Origin of the sequence: Gordonia sp. NPDC062954 (genome assembly GCF_044543825.1) — a bacterium.
Lineage (GTDB): Bacteria > Actinomycetota > Actinomycetes > Mycobacteriales > Mycobacteriaceae > Gordonia > Gordonia tangerina.
The window spans coordinates 134,968-155,160 of record NZ_JBITWL010000007.1 but is presented as its reverse complement, the minus strand read 5'-3'; the positions used below and the strand labels follow the sequence as shown (position 1 = coordinate 155,160).

Below are 20,193 nucleotides of genomic sequence, written 5' to 3'. Positions count from 1 at the left end.
CATCTGGGACACGTGGTCAGTTGACGGTGGCGTCCGGCACGATGTATCGCTCGGGCCCGAAGGTGAGGGTTGGCCTCTCCGATCGGGATCGACAGGATGGTGAGCCGGTGCCGAACGGTGCAAGGGATGCCGGGACGGCCGGCTGCGCCGATGCGCTCGTCGCGGGTGAGGCGTACGCGCTCGCGGAGGAAGAGCTTGCGCCCCTCGCTGGAGGTCGAACTCGATGCCACCTCGCTGGTGCTACCGTGGCCCGCGCGCCCTGCCGGACACCTGGGCAGCGCGTGTCCCGACGACACCTCAGTACACGTCCCGCACGTACCGCTTGTCGGCCGCCAATGCCTTCACGTAGGACTCCGCACCGGCGGGCGACCGACGCCCGTGATGAGCCACGATTTCCTTGAGGGTCGCGTCGACATCCTTGGCCATCCGCGTGGCATCGCCGCACACGTAGACGTGTGCGCCGTCGTGCAGCCAGCGGTAGAGCTCTTCGCCGTGCTCCCGCATGCGGTCCTGGACGTAGATCTTGCGGTCCTGATCCCGTGAGAACGCGACGTCGAGGCGCGTCAGCAGGCCATCGGACAGCATGGTGGTGAGCTCGTCGCGGTAGTAGAAGTCGGTGGCCGAATACTGTTCGCCGAAGAAGAGCCAGTTCTTGCCCTCGTGGCCCGATGCCTGCCGTTCGCGGAGGAATCCGCGGAACGGGGCGACGCCCGTACCGGGACCGATCATGATCATCGGGGTATCGGGGTCCGACGGAGGTCGGAAATGCGTTGTCGACGTGACGAACACTCCGATGTCCTGACCTTCGCAGTGGTCGGCCAGGAACGTTGAGCACACGCCGCCGCGAGCCTTGCCGTGCAGGTTGTACCGGACGGCCGACACGGTGAGCTCGACCTCTCCGGGGTTGTGCAATGGGCTCGATGATATCGAATATGACCGGGGCTGAAGGGTTTTCAGGACAGACACCCATTCCTCGGGGTCGGCCTTCACCGGATACTCGGTGAGTACGTCCACCGACTGCCGGCCCCAGGTCCACGCCTCCAGCTCCTGCTTGTTGCCTGCCGCCGCAAGGGAATGCAGATGCGCCGAACCGCTGCGGTCGGCGACGAAACGCATGAAATCTGGGGTGACCTTGGCGAACTCGAGACGTTCCCGCAGTGCGCGTCGTAGCGGCATGTCGTCGCCACCCGGCGCGTTGACGATCTCTCCGCCATCGAGGCCGGTCACGTCGAGCCATTCGTCGATGAGGGTGTTGCTGTTGAGCGGCCAGACGCCCAGGGCGTCACCGGCCTTGTAGGTCAAGGTGTCGCCGGGCAGATGGAACCCGAAGTTGCGCACGTCTTTCGACGAACCGTCACCGTTGAGTCTGACATTGCGCGACAGCTGGGTGACCAGTGGCTTCTTCTTCGAGAACGCGGGCGCGGTACGCACCGACGGCTGCGCAGATGAGTCGGCCGGCTCGCTGAGGACGGTGACCCGTTCGCCATCCGTTGATGGTTCCGCGCTCTCGTCTGCGGTGATCACCGTATTGACCCGGTCGAGCCATTGCCCGGCGTGTTCCTCGAAGTCTGGTTCGCAATCGACCCGTTCCAGGATTCGTCGGGCCCCGAGTTCGTCGAGGCGCTCGTCGAGATTGCGCCCGTGACCACAGAAATTGTCGTAACTCGAGTCCCCGAAGGCGAGCACCGCATAGCGTAGTCCCGACAGATCCGGCGCTGTATCGCCGCTGAGCGCATCCCAGAACGCCGAACCGTTGTCCGGCGGTTCCCCGTCACCTGTGGTGGAACTGACGAACAGCGTCGTGCCGCTGAGAGATCCCACGTCGGCGGCATCCATCTCGGTGACCGTGACGTCATATCCCTTGGCCCGGATGTGATCTGCCGTCTCGGTGGCGAACTCTTCGGCGTTGCCCATCTGTGAGGCCCACAGGACTGTGATCGACTCGCGCACCGCCTGCACCGCGTCATCGGCGCCACCCGGTGCACCGGCGGTACCGACGCCCGACAGCGGTGCCCGCGCAAAGATTCCATCGAGCACTCCCGACGCCCACGCGTGGACGTCGCTACGCAGCGGCGCCCCGGGCGGCAGCACGGGACGGTCGTCGACAGGTGGATGCGTCCGGAGCCCGGCGATCATCCCGGCGAGGTACGTGCGTTCCGCCTCCGATGGCCTGATGTCTACGTCGGCGACCCCGAGCGCTGACGCCAGGGCATCGACCGGCCCGGCGAGACCGTGGTGAGCCTCGGTCGTGAGGCTGTCGGAACCCTCGGTGGACGAATGCTGAGCCGAAGGCGCACCCGCGACTTTGGTGAGGGTGACTGCGCACACCTTGAACTCCGGCTGCTGCGACATCGGGTCGACGGCGTCGGAGGTCACTGCGTTGATGGTCAGGTGCTCGCCGAACACGTCGTTCCAGTGGAACGGGACAAAACAATTGCCCGGTCGAACCCGATCGGAGACCGTCGCGGGTAGCACCGCACGCCCGCGCCGCGATGCCACTTCCACCCGGTCCCCGGGGCCGATGCCGAATCGTTGCGCATCCTCGGGGTGGATCTCCACGAACGGGCCCGGGTTGAGTTTGTTGAGTTTGGTGACCCGACCGGTCTTGGTCATCGTGTGCCACTGATGTGGCAGACGGCCGGTGTTCAGCAGGATGGGGTATGCATCGTCGGGCATCTCGGCGGGATCGACGTGCGGCCGTGCGAAGAACTGGGCCCGACGGTTCGGCGTCGCAAACGCGAGCGCGGGCACGGTCCCGTCCTCGGCGGTGTGCATTGTCTGGCTTACGCCGTCGTTGAGGTAGCGGATGGGGTTGCGGCCCTGACCGTTCGGGGTCACCCCGGCATCGGCCGGTGGGCTGGGCCATTGCATCGGGGTGCGACGCAGCCCCTCGTAGGTCATCCCACGGAGGTCGTAGCCGGTGCGTGGGTTCGCGAACCGGCGGATCTCGTCGAAGATCTGTTCGGCGTCGGTATAGGAAAAGGCCTCGATATAACCCATCTCGCAGGCGATGCGCGCGATGATCTGCCAGTCCGGCAGCGCCTGACCGGGCGCGGTCAGGGCGGGCTCGAACAATGTCACGTTGCGTTCCGAGTTCACCATGGTGCCGGTCGACTCGGTCCACAGTGCGGCGGGCAGCGCGACGTCGGCGTAGGCGTTGGTCTCGGTGTCGGCGAAGGCGTCCTGCGTGATGACGAGCTCGGCGTGCTCGAGCCCGGAGATGACGGTCGACCGATTTGCCACGGATGCGACCGGATTGGTGCAGATGATCCAGCACGCTTTGATGTCTCCGTCGGCCATCTGGCGAAACATGTCGATGGTGCCGCCGCCCACCTCGGTGCGCACGGTTCCGGGCGCCAACCCCCAGACGTCCTCGACGAACGCACGGTCGTCGTCGGACATCACCGCCCGCTGTCCCGGGAGGCCGGGGCCCATGTACCCCATCTCGCGGCCGCCCATGGCGTTGGGTTGCCCGGTCAGCGAGAACGGTCCGCTGCCCGGCCGGCAGATCGCGCCGGTGGCGAGATGCAGGTTGATCAGTGCATTGGTGTTCCAGGTTCCGTGTGTGGATTGGTTGAGGCCCATCGTCCAACAGCTCATCCAGTTCTGCGCGGACCCGATCATCTCCGCCGCACGGCGGATGTCGTCGGCCGGGATGCCGGTGATCTCGCTGACCACTTCCGGCGGGTACTGCGCGGCGAACTCGGGGATCTGTTCGAAGCCGTCGGTGAACGACGCGATGAACTCGTCGTCGGTGTGCCCGCCGGTGATGAGCAGATGCAGCAGCCCGTTCATCAGTGCCAGGTCGGTACCGGGTGTGATCTGCAGGAACAGGTCGGCCTTGTCGGCGCTGGCAGTGCGGCGCGGATCGACGACGATGAGCTTCGCACCTGCCTTGATCCGGTCCATCATGCGCAGGTGCAGGATCGGGTGGCAGTCGGCGATATTCGACCCGATCACGAAGAACACGTCGGCGTGATCGAAATCCTGATACGAACCGGGCGGACCGTCGGCGCCGAGGGACTGCTTGTAACCGGTGCCGGCGCTTGCCATGCACAGCCGCGAGTTCGATTCGATCGCCGTGGTCCTGATGTAGCCCTTGGCGAGTTTGGTCGCGAGGTACTGCGCCTCCATCGACATCTGTCCCGACACGTAGAGGGCCAGGGCGTCCGGTCCGTGTTCGTCGACGATGGCGCGTAGTCGTGCCGCGGTCTCGGTGATCACCTGATCCATGTCGCCGGGCCGCGCTGGAGCGCCGCGTTCGTCGCGCACCATCGGCGTGACCAGGCGCCCGCCGGCGGCCAGCATGTCCGCGGTGGTCGAACCCTTGGTGCACAACCGACCGAAGTTGGTCGGATGATCCTTGCGGCCCACGGTCTTGGCGACCTGACCGTCGGCGCCGAGCGCCAGGTCCATTCCACAGCCCACCCCGCAGTAGGCACACAGCGAATGCACGATGTCGACGGACTTCACGATCTCCACATTCGACGGGGTGTGTTTCCTGATGCGAATCGGCCAGTTACACGCCTATCAACTTGACCTCACAGGGGTGGGTCGCACATGTGCGCAGCCCGGTCGCGGACGCGACCGGCGGCGTTGCATTCGACTCGGCGCGCCCCCACCTGCAGCAATCGACGCGGGACACGGCGGTACGTCCTCAGACACATCTCAGCAGTTCGCGATAAGACTGTAGGCATGCGCATCCTTGTGGTCGACGACGATCGGGCGGTACGCGAGTCGCTACGCCGGTCGCTGTCGTTCAACGGCTACACCGTCGATATCGCGGCCGACGGTCTCGAGGCCCTGGAGAAGATCGTCGCCGAGCGTCCGGACGTGGCCATTCTCGACGTCATGATGCCGCGTCTGGACGGGCTGGAGGTGTGTCGTCGGCTGCGGTCGGCCGGCGACGACCTGCCCATTCTGGTGCTCACCGCCCGGGACACCGTCTCCGAGCGGGTGTCGGGTCTGGACGCCGGGGCAGACGATTATCTGCCGAAACCGTTCGCACTGGAGGAACTGCTCGCGCGGCTACGTGCGCTACTGCGACGTGCCAGTCCCGACGATGCGGCCGAGTCGGAGGAACTGTCGTTTGCGGACCTGACGCTGGACCCGGTGACCCGCGATGTGGCACGCGGTGAACGCAGCATCAGTCTCACTCGGACCGAATTCGCTTTGCTCGAGATGCTGATGGCCAACCCGCGCCGCGTCCTGTCCCGCAGTCGCATCCTCGAAGAGGTGTGGGGCTACGATTTCCCGACCTCGGGCAATGCCCTGGAAGTCTACGTCGGCTACCTGCGGCGCAAGACCGAAGCCGAAGGTGAGCCCCGGCTCATCCACACGGTGCGCGGCGTCGGCTATGTGCTGCGGGAGACCCCGCCGTAGTGGTCCCCGACGCATCGGATTCGACCCCTCGGTCGGCACCGACGACGATGCCGGGACGACGGTCCATCGCCCGAATACGTCGGCATGACCGCAAGGAGATGCGGGCGCCGATGCCGCTGACCCGAGCGGTGTCGTTGACGACGCGTGTGACTCTGCTGTCGGCCACCGTCGTGCTCGTCTCGGTCAGCCTGATGGCCGCGGCCGCCTACTTCGTCGTCTACCGCGCGATGTACAACGAGGTCGACTCGCAACTGGAGAGCCGCGCCGACGGCATGACGGTACTCGCCAAGACCGGCCTGCTCAACGAACGACCCGAATCGCTGGTCACCGGCACGGTGTTCTCCACCAACATCTCCCTGGCGCTCGTGCACCCCGACGGCAGCACCTACCTCATCGGGGATGTGCCCTTCGAAGACGTCGAGCGCAGCATCGCGCGGTCGACGCCGCGGCCGGTCAACAACATGCAGAGCCTACGGACCGTGGACAACCAGCGGGTGCTCGCCCGCAAGCTCGCCGACGGCAACACCTTGGTGTTGGCACAGAGCTTGCTGCACACCGATCGGGTCCTCAAGCGGCTGGCCTGGGTTTTGCTGGTCGTCGGCGGCGGTGGTGTCGCACTGGCCGCGCTGGCAGGCACCACCGTTGCACGAGCCGGTCTGCGGCCGGTGGCCCGCCTGACCCGCGCTGCCGAGCGGGTCGCGCGCACGCAGGATCTGACGCCCATCCCGGTCTCGGGCAACGACGAGTTGGCGCGCCTGACCGAGAGTTTCAACACGATGCTGCGCGCCTTGGCCGATTCACGTGATCGGCAGGCCCGGCTGGTGGCCGATGCGGGTCATGAGCTGCGAACGCCGCTCACCTCCCTGCGGACCAATCTCGAGCTGCTGATCGCCGCGAGTGAGCCGGGGGCACCCGCGATGCCGCCGCAGGACATGATCGAGCTGCGCTCGGATGTGATGGCCCAGATCGAGGAACTGTCCACGCTGGTCGGAGATCTCGTCGACCTCGCCCGTGAGGACGCGCCGGAGGTGGTGCACGAGGAGGTCGATCTCGTCGAGGTGATCACGCGATCGTTGGACCGGGTGCGTCGCCGCCGAACCGACGTGGACTTCCACACGACGGTGACGCCGTGGTTCGTCTTCGGGGAAGAACACGGCCTCAATCGGGCAGTGCTCAACGTGCTCGACAACGCCGCGAAGTGGAGTCCGCGTGGTCGGCCAGTGCTGGTGAGCCTGAGTCAGATCGACGCGAACACAGCAGAACTCACGGTGGCCGACGCCGGGCCAGGGATCCCCGAGGAGGACCGGGAATTGGTGTTCGAACGGTTCTACCGATCGACCCAGTCGAGGTCGATGCCCGGTTCCGGTCTGGGCCTGGCGATCGTTCGTCAGGTGGTCACTCGCAACGGCGGAAGTGTGCGGGCCGAGCAGTCCGATCTGGGCGGAACCCTGATCCGGATGACCTTGCCGGGAAGTCCCACCCCTGAGGAACCTTCTCCGCTGATCGTTCGTCAATAAGGGTGACGGTCGCGGCCGCGCAGACCGACCGGCATTCGGTCATCGACCCACCACCTCGATCACTTAGGGTTGAGGGCCAGGGTCGTCGCGAGCCGAGACCTGCACATCGATCGGGACACCCGCCGCCGCGGCGAGGTACGAGAGAGCTGAGGACCAGGACATGACCAGTGGCGGTTCGCACGGCGATCCGTATGGCACCGGACACGGTTCGGGCCAGGGGGCGCACGCCGCTCCGGGTTCTGATCCCGACCGGGGATACGGAGCCGGGCCGTACGCATCACCGTCGCCGTATGGGCCTGCCGCGCAGGACCCGGGCGGTTATGGGCACCACGCCGCCGCGCCCTCCCCGCAGACGAACCCCTATGGCGGGCCGCCGACGAACCCGTATGAGCAGAACCCATACGGCCAACCTGTCTACACTCAACCGGCCTACACTGCGCCGGCGTACACGCAGCCGACGACCGGTCAGCTGCCTGCGCAGCCGTATCCCGGCCCCGGGGTCGGCGGATCGCCGCCCGCGGGGCCAGCTCCTGAGAAGAAGTCCGGAGGCGGCAAGGCGGCACTGGTCGTCGGCGCGTTGGTGCTGGCACTGGTGGCAGGTGGGATCGGCGGTGTGGTCGGTGCCAATGTGCTCGACGACAGCTCGTCGTCGGCGCACAACGGCCCGCTGGGTGGTGACCCGAACAGCAGTGACCAGGGCGTGGTGCCGGCCCCGGCCGGATCGGTTCAGGAAGTCGCGGCCAACGTGTTGCCCTCGGTGGTGTCCATCATCGTGCGGTCCGGCAATGCCGAGGGCGGCGGATCCGGGGTCATCCTGTCCGAGGACGGGGTCATCATGACCAACAATCACGTGGTCTCCGAGGCCGGTGCCGCCACCGCGAGTCAGGTGCTGGTGATCTTTTCGGATGGCACGCGCGCTCCGGCTCGCGTCCTCGGTGCCGATCCCATTTCCGACATCGCCGTCATCAAGGTGGACAAGAGCGGTCTCAAGCCGATCACCGTGGGCACCTCGAACAACCTCGCCGTCGGACAGGATGTGATCGCGATCGGCGCGCCGCTGGGCCTGGAGGGCACCGTCACCACCGGCATCATCAGTGCGCTCAATCGGCCGGTGTCGACGTCGCGCGAATCGGGTACCACGTCGGTGATCGACGCGATCCAGACGGACGCGGCCATCAACCCTGGCAATTCGGGTGGCGCGTTGGTCAACGCCAAGGGGGCGCTCATCGGGGTCAACACCGCGATTGCCACCCTCGGGGCGTCCGCCGAGCAGCAGGGCGGCAGCATCGGCCTGGGTTTCGCCATTCCCATCGACCAGGCGAAGCGGGTGGCCGATGAGCTGACCGAGACCGGCCAGGCCACCCAGGCAGGCCTCGGCGTGTCGGTGCGGGCCAACACCGAGGTCGACCAGCCCGGCGCCTACATCTCCGATGTGACCGCGGGGGGCCCGGCGGACAAGGCGGGTATCCCGCAGGGCGCGGTGGTGACCAAGGTCGACGACCGCAACGTCGCCAGCGGCGACGCGCTGGTCGCGGCCATCCGGTCGCACGCCCCGGGGGACACGGTCACCATCACCTATGTCATCAACGGGCAGACGAAGACCACTCAGGTCACCTTGGAGACCTTGCAGGTCGGGTGACGCCCGGAGCACGATCTTCCTGAACGGGAGCAGAAAGGCAGACAATGAGCGACACCGGATCCACCGCCATCGACCCCGACGACGTGGTCGCCGCAGACGCGGCTGCCCGTGAGTTCGTCGCACGTCATCGTGACGACGACATCCGGCCCACCGAGAGCGGCGACGAGATCGGGCGCGCACTGGTCGTGGTCGTGGATGATCGCGCAGCGCACGGGGAGGAACAGAGTCTGCTGGGGCCGCTCGTAGGTGAGTTGCTGGCCGAGGCCGGGTTCCACGTGGATGCCACCGTCGCCGTCTCGGGTGACGAGGTGGAGATCCGCAATGCGCTGAACACCGCGGTGATCGGCGGCGTGGATCTCGTCGTGTCAGTCGGCGGGGTCGGCGTGGGTGCGCGCGACGTCACGCCGGAGGCCACCGAGCCGCTGCTCGACCGGCGTCTGCGCGGCATCGAGGAAGCGGTGCGCAGTTCTGGTCTGGCAGCGGGTTCCGCGGACGGGGGGCTCTCCCGCGGGTTGGCCGGCATCTCCGGTCAGACCCTGGTGGTCAACCTGTCCAACTCGCGCGCCGCCGTCCGCGACGGGATGGCGACCGTCGCCCCGTTGGCCAAGCACGTGATCGAGGAAATCAGCGAGTTCTAGAGTCGACGCCGATTCTTCCTGTCCAGACCCGTGAACGGCGATTTGGAACAGTCACCGGATCCCCAAGAGACCGGCGGTTCCGGCGATGAACCACGTCGCCGGACCGGCTGGCGTGCCCGTCGGCGGATCGACGACGTGTTCGGTACCGATCTCCCGGACGTGACTTCCGACGAGTGTGAGGAAGGTCACAAGGGGGTAACGCGCGATTGGTATGAGGTGAATCGTCCCCCTCATTGGGAATAAGCGAGCCACCTGCGACATAGCCGACCCAGCGTGTTTTCCCTCCGTTAACATTCTCATATCTAGCGATGGCGAATGTGAAGTTCAAGATCGGCAGTGTGGAACCTGAGACACGGCTGAACGTAGCTGTTGCCCCGCTGGATATCGCTCCGATAACGTTCGCAACGACGAAGCGCGCGGTGCACTCGAGGGGGCACCGACGGGGAGTCCTGCGATCTGTCGCGAGTGACGACGCAGCAGTGACCAGGGGTGTGCGGAAGGTGACTTCCAGCGAACCGAAACCGACATGGGTTCGGTTGCGGGGCGGGGGTCCGCAGCCCACGAGGGTCGACCCGTGCGTACAGAGGTGTGCGCTGCGGGGCAACAACCGAATCCTGTGAGAGGGAACGAATGAGCAAGTTCAGCAAGCTTGGGCTGCGCCGTATGGTCGGTGCAGGTGCCTTGGCCGCTGTGGCGGCCATGGGCCTGTCCAGCATGGGGGCGGGCGGCGCAGCGGCGGCTCCGCTGGCCAACGGTTACAAGTCCGCTTCCGGCGTCGACGGCGAGCGGGTACAGACCTGGCGTACCGGCGAATCGCAGTACTCTGTTGCGCGGGTGGCCTACAACGGTGGCCTCGGCCGGACCGCTCTGCTGTCCGGTGTCTACCGGTCCCAGGCCAGCGCGGGCGTTTCCGGTGAACTGAAGGTCTTCATCGTCGCCGGGTGCCAGCTCGACGTGGGTGATCTGAATATCGGTGGCGGCTCCGGTCTCTCGCTTGGTCCTATCTCTTCGAATCCGCTGTCGCTGCTTCCGAGTGTCTCGTTGAGCGGCGGCATCTCGATCCCGATCGCCCCGGGCCAGGCCGGAATTGTTTCGGTGACCGACAAGGACATCGCGGAGGGTGGTACCGCTGCCATCCAGCTGTCCGACTACGAAATCGAGTTCCCGAACTGCGGCGGCTACGCTTCCGCGCGAACCATGGTCAAGACGGTCGCGGCCACGGGCTATGAGGTCAGCGACGACGATGACACAGTCACCGGCGAGGGTTCCTTCATCCAGTCCACCCTGTACGGCCAGCCCTTCTTTGTGAGCTGAGCGGCAGCAGATAACCAGCAATTCTGAGACTTATCTGCTCGCGAGCAGAAATACTTTCCACGAAGGGGAATCATGAAGAAGATCAACACTCGCGTGGCCGCCGGTGTCGGCCTCGCAGGTGCCGCTGTGATGGGCCTGACCAGCCTCGGTGCCGGTGGTGCCGCGGCCGGTCCGCTGCCGGGCGGGTACGTGAGCAAGACGCTGGTCGACGGCACTCCCGTCACCGTTCGTCTGTTCGACGAGAACGTCACCGTCAACAAGGCGCTGGTCAGTTCGGCGCTTGATCGTCAGGTCTGGGCGTCCGGCAAGGTCAAGGTGACAGTCGGCGGCGAGGCGGAGGGCGGAACCATCGCCGCCGGTTACATCGTCGGCTGCCAGGTCCACATCGGCGTCGGTGGTGGCGTCGGCGGCGGAATCGCCGGCGGATACGACTTCGGCGACACGGCTGCCCCCGGCGATGAGTACGCGCCTGGCGGTCCGAGCTTCGGCTGGGATGACGACGGTTATGGCGCCCCGGGCGCGAGCGGATCGTTCACCCTGGGGCCCGGCCAGGCCGGCTATGTCCCGCTGATCCAGGAGACCGACGACGACGATGACGCCGTCAATGACTACACGTTCTCCGGGAGGAGCGGCGGTGTGGCCTACAGCCAGGAGACCTTCAAGATCTCCGAGTGCGCCGGTTTTGCCGAGGCCAAGGCCAAGGTGACCGTCACGGTGGACACCGACGCGGTGAAGGGCGTTGTCACTCTCTACGGCAAGCCGTTCAGCCTGGGCTGATCGCACGGGGTCCGCGATCGCGGACACCACAACATTCCGCAAGGGGCGGGATCGGGTAATCCGATCCCGCCCCTTGCGCGTCTGTGTTGCCGGATTCCGGCGCAGATCAGCTCCCGAAGAACGGGAACGGGAAGAAGGGTTGTGGCTGCTGGCGACGACGCGGCTGGGGGCTCGGCGTGCGACGTGTGGAGCGATTGTTGGTGCGGCCCCTCTGGCCCGGCTTCTGCGGCATGCTGGTGCAACCTCCGTGTCGATTGTTTGTTGTCGGTGTCGGCGGATGTCTCCGTCGACTCCTGCGACAGTAGGGAGGCAACCTTGTCGTCGGCTGCCGGATCGGCTGTCAATGAGCTGGGAGCCGATGCGGCTGCCCCGCAACGACTTCGGGCCGCGCTCGAGGAGAGCGCGGCCCGAAGTCGTTGCGGTTTCAGCGGGAGTGACGTCCCGGTGCATCCGGCGGCGGGTACTCGCCGGGGAATTGTCCCTGCTGCGGATGGCTTCCCGGCGGGTAGGTGCCCTGCGGATAGCCGCCGGGAGGGTAGTTGCCCTGCGGAAAACTGCCCGGCGGCGGATACGACCCCGGTGCGGGTTGCGGTGTGGGATACGGCGGATTGGTGGCCGGGCGGGACTGGGCTTCCACGGCTGCCGGCGGGGGAGTGGTGAGTCGTTGTGTCGCACCCGGTTCCGCGCGATCAGACGGTGCGCCCGGCTCCCGCAGATGCTCGGGCAGATCGCTCTGGGCCTCTTCTTTGGCCTTCGATGTGCCTTCCGGATCGAGCAGATCCCGGATCTCGGTGAGCAACGAGACCTCGCTGACCTCCGACTTCTTCCCGAATCCGCCGAGCTCGGAGAGCTTGTTGTACGGCACGATGATCAGGAAGTACACGACGGCCGCGATGATCAGGAAGTTGATGACCGCGGTGATGAGGGCGCCGATGTTGACGAAGGTCGACGGGTTGTCGGTGATCTGGAAGCCGAGACCCTCGGCGGCGTCGGTCCCGATCGGAATCGCGTTGATCAGCGGCTGGATGATCTGATCGGTGAAGGCGGAGACGATGGCAGTGAAAGCCGCTCCGATGATGACCGCGGTGGCCAGCTCGACGACATTGCCCTTGAGTATGAAGTCCTTGAAGCCCTTGAGCACGGTGTGCGGTCCTCTCGTGTTCAGTTCCCGCTCTGTCCGGTATTCACTTCGCTTGCAGGTCAACGGTCATGAGTGCGCCAGACGCAGGCCGCGTTCGGCAAACCTATCCAGGATCGTAAACGACCATTGCACTGTTTCGCCGGAAGCGCGCCGTTTTGGCAGGTCAGTGCACGACGACGGTGAGCGGGCCATCTAGTCCGGCGGCGGCGACCTGGTGGGCGTCGCCCTCGTCCATGGCCAGCAACACGGGTCGACCGGGTCCGCTCCCCGGGGAGAGTGCGCTGGCGCTGCCCGGCCCGACGGTCAGGGCGACGATCGCCCCACGGGCGAGCACAGCGCTCGGCGCGGAGTCGTTGTCGCGCACGGTGAGTACGTCCACGACGTCGCCTTCGCGTAGTAACGATGCGACCGTGTCGTCGGCGAGCGCGACGGGCACCAGCCGCGCGTCCCGCCGTCCGGTGAGTTGTGTGGGCAGGTGTGCGGACAGGAGTCGGACGTCGGTGAGGATCTCGCCGCCGCGGACACGCCCCACCAGGGTGCGACCGATGGCGTCGGCAGTCATTCGCAATGCGCCTGTCGGGACCAGTCCACCCGGCGCGCTGGTCACGGTCAGGTCTTCGGGAGCGACGGTGTGTCCCGGGAGCAGATCGTGAGCCGCCACCACCACCGCGCGCGATTCGTCGCTGCGATGATCCACGACAGCCGTGATGATCGCGGCGATCACCAATGCTGTCGACACCGCCCTGCGGATGATGATCGACCGAGCCCACCCTGGATGCGTCAGATGTCGTACGCGGTCGACAAGGCGAGGGGACAGTTCGCTGCGGAACAAGGCCGGCATGCGGTCACGGTAGGCCCGCCGGTCCCGCGACCCGCGGGCTCGACAGTGATCTGTGGACAGCGGCCGCACCGTTCACAGCTCGCTGCCGCCATCAGGTGACGCGCGCACACCGAGATGGTCACAGCCCGACGCCGATACCCATCGGGGTCGTGGGCCGATTGGACCCGGTTGCAGGCTTCGGGGAGAATGACCGAACGGTGTGCCGGGAAGTCTGGTCGGCTCCTGTCGTCGAGTGGGCAGGGATGTAATACATGTGTGCCCGGCCTGCGACCGATGACCAGGAGAGTTGATGTCCACAGTTGGTGACCAACATTCGTCCGCCGCCGATCGCTTCCGTCGGTGGATCTCCCTCGACACCCCTAGTGGGGCACTGTTGCTGATCGCCGCGGTCGTGGCGGTGATCTGGGCGAACTCACCGTGGGAGGCGGCATATCACTCCCTCGCCGAATTCGAGTTCGGGCCGGCGAGCCTGCACTTGCATCTGTCGCTGGAGGAGTGGGCCGCAGACGGACTTCTCGCGATCTTCTTCTTCGTCGTCGGAGTGGAACTCAAACAAGAATTCGTGATGGGCAGCCTCCGCCAACCGAAACAGGCCGGTGTGCCCATCGCTGCGGCTCTGGGTGGGATGGTGGTGCCCGCACTGTTCTACGTCGTGATCGTCGGCGTCGGCGACCCCGACGCACTGAACGGCTGGGCCATCCCGACGGCAACCGACATCGCTTTCGCGCTTGCCGTGCTGGCGATCTTCGGGCGCGGGCTGCCGCTGGCGCTGCGTACCTTCTTGCTCACCCTGGCTGTGGTGGACGATCTGCTGGGCATCACCATCATCGCGACCTTCTATACCGAGACCATCGACTTCCTGATGTTGGTGATCGCGCTCGCGCTGATCGTGGTGTTCGCGTTCCTCGTGCGGATGCGGAAAACCCACTGGTGGATGCTCATCCCGGTCGCAGTCGCCGCGTGGGGATTCATGCACGCCTCGGGCGTGCACTCGACGGTCGCCGGGGTTCTCCTCGGTTTCGTGGTGCCGGCCAAATATGTGCACGGAGAGAAGGAATCGCGCACGCACCGGTTCGACGACGCGGTACGACCCGTGTCGTCGGCGGTGGCGCTGCCGATCTTTGCCTTCCTCGCCGCGGGGGTCACCGTGGTGGGTACCGATGCCGAGCTCATCCAGCCGGTGTCGATCGGGATCTTCCTCGGCCTCGTGGTGGGCAAGTTGATCGGTGCGATGGGGGTGACCGCGCTGATGACTCGGTTCACACCGCTGCGGTTGCCCGACTCGATCGGGGTGCGTGACCTGCTGCCGGTCGGTTTCCTGACCGGGATCGGCTTCACCGTGGCGTTGCTGATCGACGAGCTGTCCTTCGTGGACACCGATCCGCACGCCGAAGCCTCCAAGACCGCGATTCTGGTCGGCTCGCTGGTCGCGGCGACCTTGGCCGCGTTGTGGCTGCGGTGGGACGCGCGGCAGACACGTGCGGCGGATATGAACCGGGACAACGTGCCCGACCGCAACATCGACGTTATCGGCGGCTGACCTCCCACCGGCTCGCGCCGGCGGAACCCTCTTTCTCGCCGACGGCACTCGTGGCCGCGCCGACGGCACCCGCGGCTGCGCCGGTGGAACCCATCATGCCGTTGACCGAACCTGCAATTGCGTCGACGGAACCCACATACCTGCACCGTCGACGACGAGCCACCGTCGAACTCCCGCAGGTTCTCACCGTGTCCCGCAACGACAACGGCCGTCTACCTCGTGGGGTAGACGGCCGTTGATTCGTCGGTCGATGGCCCGTTGGGCGCTCAGGGCGCGTCGGCGGTCTCGCGGGTCTTGCCCGTGACCGGGTCGTAGTTCTCCCAGAAGGTCGCGCCCATGATGCCGAGCGCTTTCGGATCGAAGGTTGGGTCCTGGCCCAACTTCTGCTGACGCTCGTAGTCGCGAAGCGCCTTGAAGGCGGGCTGTTGCAAGATGATGATGCCCACGATGTTGAGCCAGGCCATCAACCCGACGCCGATGTCGCCCAGTGTCCAGGCCTCCGACGCGGTCGACACGCATCCGATGACCACCGACACCAGGATCAGCGCCTGCAGCAGTAGTGTCAGGTTGGCGCCGAGCGTGCTGCGCAGTGGCTTGATCTCGATCGTCGCAGCCTTGCCCATGAGGAACCGCAGGTTGGTCTCGGCCATGTAGTAGTAGGCGATGATCGTGGTGATGCAGAAGAACAGCAGCGAGATCGCCACGAACGAGGAACCGGCGCCGCCCCAGAACGAGTCGAAACCGGTCTGGACGAAGGTCGGGCCCACTGCCACGTCGGCCGGCAGGATGCCGCCCTCGGCGATGACCGAACCGTCGGCGGATTCACCTTCGAACACCCGGTAGGCGCCGGTGGACAGGATCAGGAACCCGGTCGCGGTGCAGATGAACAAGGTGTCGACGTAGACCGCGAACGCCTGGACCAGTCCCTGCTTGGCCGGGTGTGAGACCTCGGCGGCGGCCGCTGCATGCGGGCCGGTGCCCTGACCTGCCTCGTTCGAGTAGATACCGCGCTTGACGCCCCACATGATCGCCGAGCCCACGATGGCGCCGAACGCCGCATCCGCTCCGAAGGCGCTCGCGAAGATCGTGCTGATGACGTTGGGAACCTCCGAGGCATTGAGAGCCACGATGATGATGGCGAAGAAGATGTAGATCACGGCCATGAACGGCACCACGATCGAGGCGAAGCTGGCGATGCGTTTGACCCCGCCGATGATGACGAACGCCAACACGATCACCGACCCGACCGCCACGACCCATTCGGAAAGTCCCCAGGCCTCGTTCATGGCGACCGCCATCGAGTTCGACTGGACGCTGGGCAGCAGCAGTCCGCAGGCGAGTACGGTGACCGCGGCAAAGACCAGGCCGTAGACCTTGAATGCGCCGCTCGCGTTGGTGTGGGCCATCGCCCGGCTGAAGTAGTAGGCCGGACCGCCGCGGTACTCGCCGGTCAGTCGGTCCTTGGTCTTGTAGATCTGGCCGAGGGTGCACTCCACGAACGACGTGGACGCACCGAGGAAGGCGACCATCCACATCCAGAACAGCGCACCCGGACCGCCGAAGGCGATGGCCGTGGCGACACCGGCGATGTTGCCGGTGCCGACGCGGCCCGCCAGGGAGATGGTCAGTGCCTGGAACGAGGAGACCCCCGACGGTGACTTCTCGCCGCGGAACATCAGCCGGATCATCTCCGGGATCTGACGAACCTGGACCAGCCGGGTTCGTATCGAGAAGAAGACGCCTGCGGCCAGGCAGAGGAACACCAGTGCGTTGCTCCAGATGTAGCCGTTGATATCGCTGAGAAAATCGCTCATCGGCGGAGTCCGCCCTCTCGGAGTCAGATGACCGGTCCCGGGTCCCCGCACCCGGAGTTCATGTGCGTAACACAATCGCATGTCGACCGGCGGGCCGCACGATGAACGGACATCGTTGGCACTCGGAATGGCGGAGTGCCAAAATCGGTTACACTGTGCAACGATCACTAGTCTTCCGGAGGTTATCGGTGCCCACTTACTCGTATGCGTGCACGGAGTGCGACAACAAGTTCGACATCGTGCAGTCGTTCTCCGACGATGCACTCACCGAGTGCCCGCAGTGCACTGGCCGACTCCGCAAGCTGTTCAATTCCGTCGGCATCGTGTTCAAGGGCAGCGGTTTCTATCGCACGGATTCGCGCAAGTCGTCGTCGGCGAGCGAATCGTCGTCGACGTCGGAATCGTCGAGCAGCTCGTCGTCCGGCAGCTCCTCGGATTCGTCGAGCAGTTCGTCGGCGAAGTCCGACAGCACGTCGGCCACGGCGCCGGCCGCGTCCTGACCTGACCTGCTTCCCGCTCCGCGCGGCACAACGCAACGACGGGTCAACCCAGCTCGCGGAACCCACCGTCGGGTGTCAGAGCCCACCGGACACGGACGTCGTGCGGCGCGGCGGGTAATGATTCGACGAGTTCGTCGTCGTAGACCACCGCGATGATCTCGGCGGTCAGCCCGGTCAGCGTCCGGTCGTAATACCCGGCTCCGCGGCCGAGTCGGTTTCCCGTCTTGTCCACGGCATAGGCGGGCACGAAGATGACCGACGCCGCCTCGACGGCGTCGGAGCCCAATCGATGTCCGATCGGTTCCAACAACCCCCAGCGTCCACGCGTCAACGACTCGGCGCCGTCGTAACGCACCCAGTCGAGCGCGGTGGGTTCGCCTGCCGGTACGGCCGGCACGATGACGGTCACCCCGCGGTCGATGAGCGCGTCCAGCAGACCCGGTGAGCCGGGCTCGGCGCCGAACGGGACATAGGCGGCGACGGTGACGTCGTACTCGAGCCGGAAGGGTGCCGATGAGACCCATCCGGCCAGGTTGTCGGCCGCCTGCTTGCGTGCCGCGAACGGTCGCGCCACCCGGCGCTGTTCGAGTTCGGCTCGCAAACGTCTCTTGGTGGATCGCACCCGACCGCCCTCTCCTCGTCCGCCTCGTCGGACCACGCCGTGAAACATCGCACCCGGGAATCTGCTGGCCACACGACAGGATGTTGCCGGCAAACAGCACTAGGGTGGTCGCATGAGCACCAGTGACGTGAGCCAGAATACCGACGTGTTCACCGAATACGAATCCGTGCCCAACACCCCACCGATCCCGCGAACCGCGGTGGTTCCCGCAGCGGGTCTGGGTACGCGGTTTCTTCCAGCAACCAAAACCGTTCCCAAAGAGTTGTTGCCGGTGGTGGACACTCCCGGAATCGAACTCGTCGCCGAGGAGGCGAAATCGGCGGGCGCCGAGCGACTCCTGATCGTCACCTCACCGGGCAAGGACGGCGTGGTCGCGCACTTCGTGGAAGACCTGGTGCTGGAGAACACCCTTGCCACGCGCGGGAAGGCGGCGATGCTCGCGAAGGTGCGCAAGGCTCCCTCTCTACTCGAGGTGGCGTCGGTGGTTCAGGAGAAGCCGCTCGGACTCGGACACGCGGTCGGTTGTGTCGAGCCGTACCTGGACGACGATGAGGACGCCGTCGCGGTGCTCCTGCCCGACGACCTGGTGCTGCCGGGCGGGGTGCTGGAAGTGATGTCACGTACGCGACAACGTCGTGGTGGATCGGTGCTGTGCGCGATCGAGGTGCCCGAAGATCGCATCAGCGCATACGGGGTCTTCGAGGTGGAGGACCTGCCCGACGCCAACAACCCGAACGTCAAGCGGCTCAAGGGCATGGTCGAGAAGCCGGCCGCCGAGGACGCGCCGTCGAATCTCGCCGCCGCCGGGCGATACATCTTGGACCGCAAGATCTTCGACGCGTTGCGTCGAATCGAACCGGGCGCGGGTGGGGAATTGCAGCTGACCGACGCGATCGCGCTGCTGATCGAGGAGGGCGAGCCGGTTCACGTCGTGGTCCATCACGGGACGCGGCACGACCTGGGCAATCCGGGCGGGTACCTGAAGGCCGCGGTTGACTTCGCGCTCGATCGCGACGACTACGGGCCCGACCTCCGCGACTGGCTCGGCAAGCGCCTCGCCGACAGCTGACCGACGGCGACGACAGCGCGCCTGCGCCATTCGGCGGCAACCTCCGGCTAATGTCTGGTCAAGTCTGTCAGCCGAGATGGGGCGAGAGGTGAGATGCGTTCGGTCGAAGATCATCTGACCCGGGTGACCGCTGCCGCGGTGGCGCCGCGGCCGGTGCGTGTCGCGATCTCTGAGGCGCAGGGCCTGATGTGTGCCGAAGAGGTGGTCACCGAACGGCCCATGCCCGGCTTCGACCAGGCCGCGATCGACGGCTATGCGGTGCGGGCGGTCGATGTGGACCTGGCCGGCACGATCGCACCCGAAGACATCGAGGACTTCGATCCCGGTGGGGCGGAGCTGGTGGATCTCGAACCCGGCACGGAGATGATCGTGTCCCTGCCGGTGGTCGGGTCGGTGGAACCCGGCGCACGCACACCCACCCGGCTGCAGCCGCGCCAGGCGGTCCGCGTGGAGACCGGCGCGCCGATGCCCACACTGGCCGATGCCGTCGTCCCGCTGCGGTGGACCGACGGCGGCGAGAAGAAGGTCAAGGTCGGCCACGCAGTCGAGAGCGGTGACTATGTTCGCCGGATCGGCGACGACGTGCAGCCCGGCGACGTCGCGGTGCGTGCCGGATCGATCATCGGGCCCGCGCAGGTGGGTCTGCTGGCAGCGGTCGGCCAGGCGCGCGTGATGGTCCATCCGCGGCCGCGGCTGTCGGTGATCTCGATCGGCAGCGAACTCGTCGACATCGATCGTTCGCCGGGGCCGGGACAGATCTACGATGTCAACAGCTACGCCTTGGCGGCCGCGGCCCGCGACGCCGGTGCCGACGTCAACCGGGTGGGCATCGCCGAACGGGAGATCTCCCGAATGCGGGAAGTCGTTGAGGCGCAACTGATCCGGTCCGAGATCGTGGTGATCTGCGGGGCCGTGGGAGGCAGTGCGTCGCGGGCCGTCGCCGAGGCGCTGAGTGATCTGGGTGAGCTCGAGATCCTCCGGGTGGCGATGCACCCGGGGTCGGTACAGGGATTCGGTCGTCTCGGGCGCGACGAGGTGCCGACCTTCCTGTTGCCGTCCAATCCGGTCAGTGCACTGGTCACCTTCGAGGTGATGGTGCGCCCGTTGATCCGGATCGCACTCGGCAAACGTCAGCCGATGCGACGGGTCATCACCGCCCGGACCATCGGACCGATCGCCTCGGTGCAGGGCCGTAAAGGCTATCTGCGCGGCCAGTTGATGCGCGACGAGCGTTCCGGTGAGTACCTGGTGCAGGTGATCGGCGCGTCGCCCACGGGCAGTTCCCACCTGCTCGCCGAACTCGCCGAGGCGAATTGTCTGATCATCGTCGAACCGGATGTGGAGGAACTGGCCATCGGCGATGAGGTCGAGGTCGCGTTCCTGGCGCAGCGCGGTTGAC

At 66.3% G+C, this 20,193-nt stretch carries 15 protein-coding genes; 10 read left to right on the top strand and 5 right to left on the bottom strand.

The window, feature by feature from the left end; translation table 11 throughout:
• Window positions 1–297: 297 nt before the first annotated feature.
• Window positions 298–4,416 (bottom strand): molybdopterin-dependent oxidoreductase, encoded by a 4,119-nt coding sequence (locus ACIGKQ_RS09890; RefSeq protein ID WP_396573481.1) that lies wholly within the window; start codon window positions 4,414–4,416, stop codon window positions 298–300.
• Between the two features lie 279 nt (window positions 4,417–4,695).
• Here ACIGKQ_RS09890 and ACIGKQ_RS09885 point away from each other — a divergent pair, with 279 nt between their 5' ends.
• The 6 genes from ACIGKQ_RS09885 (at window position 4,696) to ACIGKQ_RS09860 (ending at window position 11,267) form a co-directional block, all read left to right on the top strand.
• Window positions 4,696–5,382 (top strand): response regulator transcription factor, encoded by a 687-nt coding sequence (locus tag ACIGKQ_RS09885; protein WP_235724706.1) that lies wholly within the window; start codon window positions 4,696–4,698, stop codon window positions 5,380–5,382.
• 47 nt (window positions 5,383–5,429) lie between these two features.
• Entirely contained in the window at window positions 5,430–6,899 is a 1,470-nt protein-coding gene (locus ACIGKQ_RS09880; protein WP_235724705.1) for a HAMP domain-containing sensor histidine kinase, read from the top strand.
• 160 nt (window positions 6,900–7,059) lie between these two features.
• Window positions 7,060–8,538, top strand: coding sequence for a S1C family serine protease (locus ACIGKQ_RS09875; RefSeq protein WP_287015567.1), 1,479 nt, complete (start codon window positions 7,060–7,062; stop codon window positions 8,536–8,538).
• 44 nt (window positions 8,539–8,582) lie between these two features.
• On the top strand, window positions 8,583–9,176 hold the full coding sequence (locus tag ACIGKQ_RS09870; RefSeq protein WP_235724703.1) for a molybdenum cofactor biosynthesis protein B: 594 nt from the start codon (window positions 8,583–8,585) through the stop codon (window positions 9,174–9,176).
• A gap of 630 nt (window positions 9,177–9,806) precedes the next feature.
• Entirely contained in the window at window positions 9,807–10,490 is a 684-nt protein-coding gene (locus tag ACIGKQ_RS09865) for an MspA family porin (RefSeq protein ID WP_235724702.1), read from the top strand.
• Between the two features lie 72 nt (window positions 10,491–10,562).
• On the top strand, window positions 10,563–11,267 hold the full coding sequence (locus tag ACIGKQ_RS09860; RefSeq protein ID WP_396573435.1) for an MspA family porin: 705 nt from the start codon (window positions 10,563–10,565) through the stop codon (window positions 11,265–11,267).
• 424 nt (window positions 11,268–11,691) lie between these two features.
• Here ACIGKQ_RS09860 and mscL read toward each other — a convergent pair whose 3' ends face one another.
• The gene (mscL, locus tag ACIGKQ_RS09855; RefSeq protein WP_266059770.1) at window positions 11,692–12,408 is read right to left on the bottom strand and encodes a large conductance mechanosensitive channel protein MscL; all 717 of its coding nucleotides are present in this window, start codon (window positions 12,406–12,408) and stop codon (window positions 11,692–11,694) included.
• A gap of 163 nt (window positions 12,409–12,571) precedes the next feature.
• A complete protein-coding gene (locus ACIGKQ_RS09850; protein WP_235724699.1) occupies window positions 12,572–13,249 on the bottom strand; it encodes an SAF domain-containing protein in 678 nt (225 codons plus the stop codon).
• 289 nt (window positions 13,250–13,538) lie between these two features.
• On the opposite strand from ACIGKQ_RS09850, the gene nhaA reads away from it, so the two are divergent.
• Window positions 13,539–14,789 (top strand): Na+/H+ antiporter NhaA, encoded by a 1,251-nt coding sequence (gene nhaA, locus ACIGKQ_RS09845; RefSeq protein ID WP_328713073.1) that lies wholly within the window; start codon window positions 13,539–13,541, stop codon window positions 14,787–14,789.
• A 266-nt stretch (window positions 14,790–15,055) separates the two neighbouring features.
• Here the strand turns inward: nhaA and ACIGKQ_RS09840 are convergent, their stop codons facing one another.
• Entirely contained in the window at window positions 15,056–16,603 is a 1,548-nt protein-coding gene (locus ACIGKQ_RS09840; RefSeq protein ID WP_396573432.1) for an alanine/glycine:cation symporter family protein, read from the bottom strand.
• Between the two features lie 188 nt (window positions 16,604–16,791).
• Here ACIGKQ_RS09840 and ACIGKQ_RS09835 point away from each other — a divergent pair, with 188 nt between their 5' ends.
• Complete coding sequence (locus ACIGKQ_RS09835; RefSeq protein WP_266059765.1) at window positions 16,792–17,103, top strand: FmdB family zinc ribbon protein; 312 nt, start codon at window positions 16,792–16,794, stop codon at window positions 17,101–17,103.
• 43 nt (window positions 17,104–17,146) lie between these two features.
• Here ACIGKQ_RS09835 and ACIGKQ_RS09830 read toward each other — a convergent pair whose 3' ends face one another.
• Window positions 17,147–17,725, bottom strand: a complete 579-nt coding sequence (locus ACIGKQ_RS09830) for a 5-formyltetrahydrofolate cyclo-ligase (RefSeq protein ID WP_396573430.1) — start codon at window positions 17,723–17,725, stop codon at window positions 17,147–17,149.
• A gap of 112 nt (window positions 17,726–17,837) precedes the next feature.
• On the opposite strand from ACIGKQ_RS09830, the gene ACIGKQ_RS09825 reads away from it, so the two are divergent.
• On the top strand, window positions 17,838–18,794 hold the full coding sequence (locus ACIGKQ_RS09825) for a UTP--glucose-1-phosphate uridylyltransferase (protein ID WP_235724693.1): 957 nt from the start codon (window positions 17,838–17,840) through the stop codon (window positions 18,792–18,794).
• Window positions 18,795–18,887: 93 nt separating this feature from the next.
• Window positions 18,888–20,192: a gephyrin-like molybdotransferase Glp gene (glp, locus tag ACIGKQ_RS09820; RefSeq protein ID WP_235724692.1), complete on the top strand. Its 1,305-nt coding sequence runs from the start codon at window positions 18,888–18,890 to the stop codon at window positions 20,190–20,192.
• Window position 20,193 lies beyond the last annotated feature (1 nt).

Coding starts and splice junctions, on each gene's coding strand:
- ACIGKQ_RS09890 (WP_396573481.1), bottom strand. CDS start 4,416: ATGGACCTGGCGCTCGGCGCCGACGGTCAGGTCGCCAAGACCGTGGGC.
- ACIGKQ_RS09885 (WP_235724706.1), top strand. CDS start 4,696: ATGCGCATCCTTGTGGTCGACGACGATCGGGCGGTACGCGAGTCGCTA.
- ACIGKQ_RS09880 (WP_235724705.1), top strand. CDS start 5,430: ATGCCGGGACGACGGTCCATCGCCCGAATACGTCGGCATGACCGCAAG.
- ACIGKQ_RS09875 (WP_287015567.1), top strand. CDS start 7,060: ATGACCAGTGGCGGTTCGCACGGCGATCCGTATGGCACCGGACACGGT.
- ACIGKQ_RS09870 (WP_235724703.1), top strand. CDS start 8,583: ATGAGCGACACCGGATCCACCGCCATCGACCCCGACGACGTGGTCGCC.
- ACIGKQ_RS09865 (WP_235724702.1), top strand. CDS start 9,807: ATGAGCAAGTTCAGCAAGCTTGGGCTGCGCCGTATGGTCGGTGCAGGT.
- ACIGKQ_RS09860 (WP_396573435.1), top strand. CDS start 10,563: ATGAAGAAGATCAACACTCGCGTGGCCGCCGGTGTCGGCCTCGCAGGT.
- ACIGKQ_RS09850 (WP_235724699.1), bottom strand. CDS start 13,249: ATGCCGGCCTTGTTCCGCAGCGAACTGTCCCCTCGCCTTGTCGACCGC.
- nhaA (WP_328713073.1), top strand. CDS start 13,539: ATGTCCACAGTTGGTGACCAACATTCGTCCGCCGCCGATCGCTTCCGT.
- ACIGKQ_RS09840 (WP_396573432.1), bottom strand. CDS start 16,603: ATGAGCGATTTTCTCAGCGATATCAACGGCTACATCTGGAGCAACGCA.
- ACIGKQ_RS09825 (WP_235724693.1), top strand. CDS start 17,838: ATGAGCACCAGTGACGTGAGCCAGAATACCGACGTGTTCACCGAATAC.
- glp (WP_235724692.1), top strand. CDS start 18,888: ATGCGTTCGGTCGAAGATCATCTGACCCGGGTGACCGCTGCCGCGGTG.